This window comes from Dyella sp. 01N36 (assembly GCF_056399745.1).
This window is the reverse complement of sequence record NZ_JBFTRY010000033.1, coordinates 19,936-27,405: the sequence shown is the minus strand read 5'-3', so window position 1 is coordinate 27,405 and position 7,470 is coordinate 19,936. Positions and strand designations below refer to the sequence as shown.

At 64.1% G+C, this 7,470-nt stretch carries 7 protein-coding genes; 2 read left to right on the top strand and 5 right to left on the bottom strand.

All coding sequences use genetic code 11. The features are described 5' to 3' along the window. Nucleotides 1-230: 230 nt before the first annotated feature. From AC1DMG_RS09105 to AC1DMG_RS09085, 5 genes are read right to left on the bottom strand one after another with little or no spacing between them, the layout of a single operon-like run. On the bottom strand, nucleotides 231-1,352 hold the full coding sequence (locus AC1DMG_RS09105) for a glycosyltransferase family 4 protein (protein WP_477180431.1): 1,122 nt from the start codon (nucleotides 1,350-1,352) through the stop codon (nucleotides 231-233). Beyond that, on the bottom strand, nucleotides 1,349-2,209 hold the full coding sequence (locus tag AC1DMG_RS09100) for a glycosyltransferase family 2 protein (protein ID WP_441601912.1): 861 nt from the start codon (nucleotides 2,207-2,209) through the stop codon (nucleotides 1,349-1,351). Before AC1DMG_RS09100 ends, AC1DMG_RS09105 begins: the two co-directional genes overlap by 4 nt. 22 nt (nucleotides 2,210-2,231) lie before the next feature. Continuing rightward, on the bottom strand, nucleotides 2,232-3,161 hold the full coding sequence (locus tag AC1DMG_RS09095; protein ID WP_441601911.1) for a glycosyltransferase family 2 protein: 930 nt from the start codon (nucleotides 3,159-3,161) through the stop codon (nucleotides 2,232-2,234). Further along, a complete protein-coding gene (locus AC1DMG_RS09090; RefSeq protein ID WP_441601910.1) occupies nucleotides 3,158-4,108 on the bottom strand; it encodes a UDP-glucuronic acid decarboxylase family protein in 951 nt (316 codons plus the stop codon). The genes AC1DMG_RS09095 and AC1DMG_RS09090 overlap by 4 nt, the downstream gene beginning before the upstream one ends. 40 nt (nucleotides 4,109-4,148) lie before the next feature. Next, nucleotides 4,149-5,336, bottom strand: a complete 1,188-nt coding sequence (locus AC1DMG_RS09085) for an O-antigen ligase family protein (RefSeq protein WP_441601909.1) — start codon at nucleotides 5,334-5,336, stop codon at nucleotides 4,149-4,151. A gap of 218 nt (nucleotides 5,337-5,554) precedes the next feature. Here AC1DMG_RS09085 and AC1DMG_RS09080 point away from each other — a divergent pair, with 218 nt between their 5' ends. Both AC1DMG_RS09080 and AC1DMG_RS09075 read left to right on the top strand, forming a co-directional pair. Next, a complete protein-coding gene (locus AC1DMG_RS09080; protein WP_441601908.1) occupies nucleotides 5,555-6,370 on the top strand; it encodes a glycosyltransferase family 2 protein in 816 nt (271 codons plus the stop codon). After that, on the top strand, nucleotides 6,367-7,416 hold the full coding sequence (locus AC1DMG_RS09075) for a UDP-N-acetylglucosamine 2-epimerase (RefSeq protein WP_441601907.1): 1,050 nt from the start codon (nucleotides 6,367-6,369) through the stop codon (nucleotides 7,414-7,416). The genes AC1DMG_RS09080 and AC1DMG_RS09075 overlap by 4 nt, the downstream gene beginning before the upstream one ends. Nucleotides 7,417-7,470: the final 54 nt, after the last annotated feature.

Here is a 7,470-nt window from a genome sequence, read left to right as displayed (position 1 = left end):
GTGTATCGCTACGTAGGCTTGTCGCGCACAGGGTGCGCTCCCACAAAGAGCTGATCGGCACCGGGCTGCATGTCCCCTTGTAGGAGCGCACTTGTGCGCGACCGCAGCGCATGGGTGAACCGCTCCGTTAGATGGTCGCGCACAAGTGCGCTCCTACAGTTGCGTTGTGGCCAGGTTGTCGGCGCGATAGAAATGCGATGCACCTCACTTCGCCCTGTTCGTCCCGGCGATCAGGTCCGACGCATGTCCAGCAGATCCTGGTAAACCTGCTCCGTTCGACCCACAAACAGCGGCAGCCCAAACTCCTGCTCCGCATGCTGGCGCGCCGCTGCGCCCATCGCAGGCAGGGTGTCGCGTTGTTCGAGCAATCGCTGCACGGCGGCTGCAAGGGCGGCGCGATCAYGCACCGGTACCAGCCAGCCGTCCTTTCCTTCGTGGATATTCTCTGGCAGCCCGGCATAGCGGGTGAGCAGCACCGGTTTGCCCATCGCCATCATTTCGCGGCAGGCGAAGGAGATGGTTTCCACGTCGTAGGACAACACGAAGCCCGCGTCGAGCGAGGCCACCATGGGGCGGGCGTCGGTCAACACGCCGGTGAAATGCACCTGATCGGACACACCAAGCGCGGCGACTCGCTCCAGTTCTGCCGTCTTGGGCGGCACGCCGGCAATCACCACGCGCAGTCGGCGGCGAATCTCCTCCGGCAGCATCGGCAATGCTTCCATGAGGTCCATCCAGCCTTTGTAACTCGCCGTTCCTGCGTTGCTACCGAGCACCAACACGCTTTCATCGCCACCTGTCCAATGTGCACGCTCAGCCCTGGCTTGGTCGATCGGCCACGGAGACCAACGCTCGATATCCACGCCGTTGTAGACCGTTTCCAACTTGCAGCGGCGATAGGCGGTCTGCAGCAATTCGCGACGCGTGTACTCGCACACGGCGATGACCATATCCGTGTGCCGTGCGCGCAGCGCGGCGCCCAGGCCACGGACCGGTTTGGAGTTGTGCTTGGTCCACACCAAGGCGGGACGCTTGGTCGGCATGGCCGAAAGCACCAGGCGATGATCGGCGGAGCCGTTGACGTGGATCAGATCAAACGCCTGCTCACGCAGATACGAGGCCAGTTGCGCTCGCGCGCGACGCCGGGCTTTCCATTTGTTCAAGCCGTTCGGAAACGGCTGGTCCAGCACGAACACGCCGGGCAAGGCGCGCGCCTCGCGATTGAGGCGGCTGTCTGGCGGCGCCGCCACATGTACCTCGTGCCGCGATGCCAGCGCCGCGGCAAGTTCGCGGATGTAGGTGGTGTGGCCGCCGCCGTCGCCGTGATGAAAATTCGTATAGAGCAGTTTCATCCCGCGTGATCGCTTTCACCGAGCAGGTCGATGTGCTGGCTGATCCCGCGCTCGCACCAGGTGATCCCTTGCGTGCGCGTTTCGTGGAAAAGCACGTTGTTGGGCAAGCTCATGTCGTCGACGTCCGGCGGGGAACGCGAGTTGTGCCACAGGTGCACGGCGAGCGCTGCCCATTTGAGCGCGCGCCGCTTGAGGCCGGTATTTTCCAGGCGTGCCGCCAGCTCACGGTCTTCCGCGCCGTAGCCTTCCATGCGCTCGTCGAAGCCATTGACCTTCAACAGATCGTCGCGCCAGAAACTCATGTTGCAGCTCATCACTCGCCCACCGTTGCGCGAGCGGGACTTCCATCGCGCCAGCCACGGTGCACGGAACGCGTAGAGCCGCTTTGTGCCATCGAACTCGTCGAAATGGGCGGTCGACCACGGCGCGAAAACGGGCGGCTTGCCTTGGAGCAGTCGCTGCGATTCCTCAGCCGTGGCCTTGATGCGCCCGCCTTGCAGGAAGTATCCACGCTCGGCCAGCATCAGATGATCAGCGATGAAGTGCGGCTCGATCAGCATGTCGCCGTCGAGCAGGATCACATAATCGCCCCGACTGGCGGCAATGCCGCGATTTCGCGCACGCGCCGCCCGAAACCCATGGTCTTCCTGCCACAGGTGGCGCAGCGGCACCGGGAACGTCGCCGCCATGCGCTTGACCAAGGCAGCGGTCTGTTCGCTCGAGCCATCATCGGCCACGATGACTTCGCAAGGCAGCTGGGTCTGGCGGGCCAGGCCTTCGAGCATGCGCTCAAGCGCCTGTGGCCAGTTGTAAGTCAGCAGGATCACGCTGACCTTGAGCTCCAGCCCGGCGCTCATATGCCAGCGGCCCCGCGAAACATCACGCGCCCGCCTTGCCGCTGTTGCGACGGCCGTGCCGGAGGATGGATACCGTGCGCTCCACCCGCTTGAGCCAGCCCGCCGTGCCGCGCCGGAACGCAATGCCGGCATAGCGCCAGGCCTCATCCATGCCTGCCGCCGGCTTGCTGCGGAACTCGGCCTTGGCCAGGTCCAGCGTATGGACGTCCATATGCATGCGCTCGGCGTAGTGATTGATCAGCGTGCGCGAGCGGAACAGGTTGGCGAACTGGTTCTCGCGATCGCGTGCGTGCCACCAGCCGTTGGCGCCATGGACGCGGTAATGGACCATGCCCGTGGGCAGGTAATACTTGTGCGCACCCAGCACGCTGGTGCCGAACACCAGGCAGTTATCGGCCGAAATGCGCCACGTCGTGAGAAACGTATGCGGCAGATCCAGCACCCGCTGCGCCCACATGCGCCGCATCGACAAGGCCGATGTGGCAGCGCCGTACCAGTAGGCCGTCACCCAGGTGCTGATGGCGGTATAGCCCAGATCGGTCGCGCGATCCGCGTAGCCGACGATGCCCTGCTCATTGCCGAACAAGTTGACATCGGTGAACACGAAATCGATATCCCGGCGACTGTCGTACACCTCGCCGATGCGCGCCAGGTAATCCTTGTCCCAATGATCATCGGCATCAAGAAAACACACGATGTCGCCAGTGACGCCCTCCATGCCTTTGACGAACGCCGACAGCTGACCGCCATTGCTCACGCAGCGCAGCGTCACGCGCTCGTCGTTGCCGTAGCGCTCGGCCAGCCAGGCGGCCGAACCATCGGTGGAGCCATCGTCCATCACGATGACCTGGGCGGCGGCGCGCGTCTGCGCGAGCACGCTGTCGATCGCCTCGCCGACGTAGTCGCGGTAGTTGTAGTTGGTGATGATGACGCTGAAGGTCAGAGCCTTCATGCAGCCACCTCTCCCTTCAGCAGCTGACGGAAGTAGGCAATGGTTTCGCGCAGGCCATCGTCCAGGCTCACGCGCGGCTCCCAGCCAAGTTTTTCCTTGGCCAGGGCGATGTCCGGCTGGCGCTGGCGCGGATCGTCCGAAGGCAGCGGGCGGAACACCAGCCTGGATTTGCCGCCGACCAGCGCAATCACACGCTCGGCCAGTTGCAGCATGGTGTGCTCGACCGGGTTGCCGATGTTCACCGGGCCGACGAAGCCGGCCTCGCTGTTCATCATGCGGGTGATCACTTCGATCAGGTCGTCGACATAGCAGAAGCTGCGCGTCTGGCTGCCATCGCCATAGATGGTGATGTCCTCGCCGCGCAGCGCCTGCACGATGAAGTTGCTGACCACGCGACCGTCGTTCGGATGCATGCGCGGGCCGTAGGTGTTGAAGATGCGTACCACCTTGATGTCCAGGTTGTGCTGGCGGTGGTAGTCGAAGAACAGCGTTTCGGCGCAGCGCTTGCCTTCGTCATAGCAGCTGCGGAAGCCGATGGGATTGACGCGGCCCCAATAGTCCTCGCGCTGCGGATGGACTTCCGGATCGCCATACACTTCGCTGGTCGAGGCCTGCAGGATGCGCGCGCCGGTGCGCTTGGCCAGGCCGAGCATATTGATCGCGCCGTGCACGCTGGTCTTGGTGGTCTGCACCGGATCGTGCTGGTAATGCACCGGCGAGGCAGGGCAGGCGAAATTGAAAATGCGGTCCACTTCCACGTAGAGCGGGAAGGTCACGTCGTGCCGCATCATCTCGAAGTACGGGTGGTCGAGCAGGTGCGCGATGTTCTGCTTGCTGCCGGTAAAGAAGTTGTCCACGCACAGCACGTCATGGCCGTCGCGCAGCAACCGGTCGCACAGATGGGAGCCCAGGAAGCCCGCACCGCCGGTAACCAACACCTTGTTCATCGAGATCCCCGAATCCCCAACACGTCGGGGTACTTTAGTTTCAATGGATGGAAATTGCCGGCTTGGCCCGGTCACCCGCGAGCAGGCCCACGACCAGACCCATCGGCAGCCAGATCAGCAGCCATGCCGGCCGCGGGCTGTCGAGCATCTGCGGCATATCGAACTGGAGTACGACCGAGGCGTAAACCCAGATGGTCAGGACCAGCCGACCCTGCAGGGTGCCGCGATGGCGCCAGCCTTGCCAGCCGAGCATGAGCCACATGGCGACGGTCAGCAGCAGGCCGGGCAGGCCCAGTTCCACCGTCACCTGGGTCAGCAGGTTGTGTGTATGCGTGTAGGCCGCACCGTTGACGATAAGGCTGATGGGGGCGCCCTGACCCAATCCCAGCAGAGGGTGCTGGGCGGCCAGATGCATCGCCTGCAGGGCCAGCTCCGGACGCAACGAGGTGCCACGCACGGTCAGCATGGTCGCTGGCCAGAGCAACATGATCGCCGCCAGTACGGCGATGGTCACCGCCACCCAGCGATGGACCCGGCCGGGCTGCCATAGCGGCATCAGCACGATGGCCAGCGCCAGGGCCAGCCACACGCTGCGCGTCTGGGTGAGCCCCACGAAGAGCAGCAGCACCGCCATCGCCGCATAGCGTGCGATCGACCAGCGACGGTCGTCGATATCGAGCTGGCTGAGCCAAAGCGCCACCACCCCCATCAGCGCCGCCGCGTAATTGGCGGTGGCGATCGTCCCCTCGCCGACGATACGGCCGTCTTCCATGGGAGCGCGCACAAAACTGATGCAGTAGTAGATCGCGCAAGCCCCGATGGCCAGGCCGGCGGCCAGCAGCAGATGGCGGATGCGCGACACGTCGTTGGCGGCATAGGCATGCCAGCCCAGCACGAATGCCAGCACGCTGATCAGGCGGCCGACCTCGTCCCCCGCATGGGGTATGTGGCCCCAGCTCAAGGAGAGCAGCGCCCAAGCCAGCAACGCCAGGAACACCCGGAACACCGGCAGCGGCCAAAGTTCGCGCCATACCCGCGCGCCCTGCGAGAAGGACAGCGCCAGGGCGGGCAGGTAGAGCAACACGATCAGGCTGGTCTGGTAGGGCTTGCCGGGATTGAACGACACGCCGGCCGGCATGATGACCATCCCCAGCATCATCCAGACGATGCCCACGCCAAGAATCGTGCGCGTAATGGCCCGGCTCTTCGGCTGAACGTCGGTTTTCAATGGGATCGCCCTGCTTCTCATACTGCCTGCTTGCCTGTTCGTTACTGCGGCCCGGGCGGACCCGAAACCGGTCTATTTTCGGCTTTGCTCCGCCCAAAGTCAGCAGAATAGTGCACGGTTCCAGCTGAAACTGAGCCGACCGCGACCCTGTCGGCTAACGCCGACCGGGGCCTCCCGGAGGACCAAGCCTGCCGGCGAATACCGGTAGAATTCACTTTATGCCTACCTTTTCCCTCACCCTCGTGGTCATGACGTACAACGAGGCGAAGCATATTGGCCGCTGTCTGGATAGCGTGCCCTTCGCCAGTGAAAAACTTGTGGTCGACAGCGGGAGTACCGATGACACGGTAGCCATCGCGCAGGCCCACGGCGCACGGGTGGTGCACCAGCCGTGGCTGGGCTTCGGGCCGCAGCGCAATTTCGCTACGACGCAGTGCAGCAATGACTGGGTGCTGGCGCTCGACGCCGACGAGTACCTCTCGCCCGAACTGGCGGCCGAACTGGAGCAGCGGCTGCCCAAGCTGATGGCCAGCAATCTTTGCGCGGCCTACCTGCGTCGCTCCACCATCTTCATGGGCGAGCGCATGCGCTGGTACCTGCCGGGCCGTGGCGAGAAAATGGCCCGCCTGTACCACCGCGACCGCGCGCGCTGGGCCGATGTGCGCGTGCACGAGTCGCTGCGTTTCGATGGACCTTCCGTGCTGCTGAAAGAAGTGTTCAACCACGAGAACAACCCGAGCCTGCCCGAGAAACAGATCAAGGTGCTGCGCTACGCCGAACTCAAATGCCGTGACTGGCTGCAGAAGAACAAGCCGGTGCGCATGTGGCAGACGCCCTTCGTGTATCTGCTGGCCTTCGTGAAGGATTACTTCCTGCGGCTGGCCTTCCTCGATGGCTGGCGTGGCTTTGTGATCGCGCAGACAGGCGCCTCGTATGCCGCTTACAAACGCATGCGTTACTACGAGATGCGCCGCAATCCCGCGTCGCTGCAGACGGCCACCGACGCCCTGATCCGCCATGGCATCGATCGATGAGTAAAGACCCCGCTCTGAGAGAGCATTACTTGCTGTATGGCTCCGAGCGCTATGCGCTGGCCATCCTGCGTCCGATCCAGGACGCGATCCGCGCCCGCGGCGACGAGGCCGCCTGGTTCTTCGACGGTCCCGGCGCCGAAGACCTGGTGGAAGGCGAGCGCGCGCTGACGGTGGAAGAAGTGCGCGCGTGGAAGCCGCGAGCCGTGATCACCTCCAGCAATGCGGTGCCGCATTTCTTTCCCGGCGTGAAGGTGGAAACCTTCCACGGCTTCGATGCGGGCAAGCCGCGACATATCTATATCCGCGGCTTCTTCGATCTGTACTGCACCACCGGTCCGCGCGACACGGCGCAGTTCCAGGCCATCGCCGATCGCGTCGGCCACTTCAGCGTGGTGGAGACCGGCTTTCCCAAGCTGGACCCCTTCATGCGCGAAATCACCGGACCGATCCCGCCGGTGCGCCAGCCGCCGGTGATCCTGTACCACTCCACCTTCTCGCCGTCCTGGAGCGCCGCCGAAACGCTGTATGAGGAAGTCAAACGCCTCTCGCGCGACGGGCGCTGGCGCTGGATCGTGACCTTCCATCCGAAGATGGATCCGGCCACGGTGGCCAAGTACAAGGCGCTGCAGAACGAGCACCTGACGTTCGCCGAGAACGACAACATCCTCGAGCTGTTTCCGCAGGTGGACATGATGTGCTCGGACACCTCCTCCGCACTCAATGAATTCCTGCTCACCGGCAAGCCCGTGGTGACCTTCAAGAACCGCCGGCCGGGTCCGCAGCTGATCGATATCGACCARGTGTCGCAGTTCGAGCCGGCGATCGAGCGCGCGCTGTCGCGACCGGCCGAGCTGATGCAGGCCATCCATGAGTACGGCGAGGCCATCCATCCGTATCGCGATGGCCACTCGGCCGAGCGCATCCTCAAAGCGATTGACGGCTTCATTGCCGCCGGCGGCCGCAACCGTCGCCCTAAGCCTCGGAATTTCTGGCGAAAACTGAAAATCCGCCGGCGCATCGGCTATTGGGGACCGGCCCGCTACTGAGCCCAGCCCCGGCCGCGCGGCGGCCGGGTCAGCGTGGAGCAGGGGCAGCTCGGG

Coding starts and splice junctions, on each gene's coding strand:
- AC1DMG_RS09095 (WP_441601911.1), bottom strand. CDS start 3,161: ATGAAGGCTCTGACCTTCAGCGTCATCATCACCAACTACAACTACCGC.
- AC1DMG_RS09100 (WP_441601912.1), bottom strand. CDS start 2,209: ATGAGCGCCGGGCTGGAGCTCAAGGTCAGCGTGATCCTGCTGACTTAC.
- AC1DMG_RS09090 (WP_441601910.1), bottom strand. CDS start 4,108: ATGAACAAGGTGTTGGTTACCGGCGGTGCGGGCTTCCTGGGCTCCCAT.
- AC1DMG_RS09080 (WP_441601908.1), top strand. CDS start 5,555: ATGCCTACCTTTTCCCTCACCCTCGTGGTCATGACGTACAACGAGGCG.